Genomic DNA, 512 nt, shown 5'->3' with positions numbered 1-512 from the left:
CAAAAACCATAGATATGTCAATTCAAGGTTCACTAGGTATTGGCAAAGGGGTGTATAAACCATGGGGTTTCAACTTAGACTTAGCCTGTTTACACGTGATACACTTCTCACAAATTCTTTCCACATCACGCTTCATATGAGGCCAAAAAAAATGATCATGCAAAATTCCTAAAGTCTTAGCTACACCAAAATGACCCATCAAACCACCACCATGAGCTTCTCTCATAAGTAATTCACGCAAAGAACATATAGGCACACACAGTTTATTTTCTCGAAACAAGAATCCATTATGCCTATAAAACTTACCAAACGCCACATTTTCACATGCATTGAACACATCACCAAAATCATGATCTTGTGCATACAAATCCTTAATGTATTCAAAACCAAGCAATTTCGTATCTAAAATTGAAAGTAATGCATACCTTCGGGACAATGCATCAGCTACCACGTTGTCCTTACCTTGCTTGTATTTGATCACATAAGGAAATGTTTCAATGAATTACCAATCC

At 36.7% G+C, this 512-nt stretch carries 1 protein-coding gene; it reads right to left on the bottom strand.

Features of this window, described 5'->3' with window-relative positions; genetic code table 11:
- Positions 1-22: 22 nt before the first annotated feature.
- Positions 23-481: an integrase zinc binding domain-containing protein gene (locus tag IEZ04_RS36420; protein WP_189220937.1), complete on the bottom strand. Its 459-nt coding sequence runs from the start codon at positions 479-481 to the stop codon at positions 23-25.
- Positions 482-512: the final 31 nt, after the last annotated feature.

It is taken from the genome of Streptomyces ruber, from assembly GCF_014648075.1.
Taxonomy (GTDB): domain Bacteria; phylum Actinomycetota; class Actinomycetes; order Streptomycetales; family Streptomycetaceae; genus Streptomyces; species Streptomyces ruber.
This window is presented reverse-complemented; position numbering and strand designations above follow the sequence as displayed.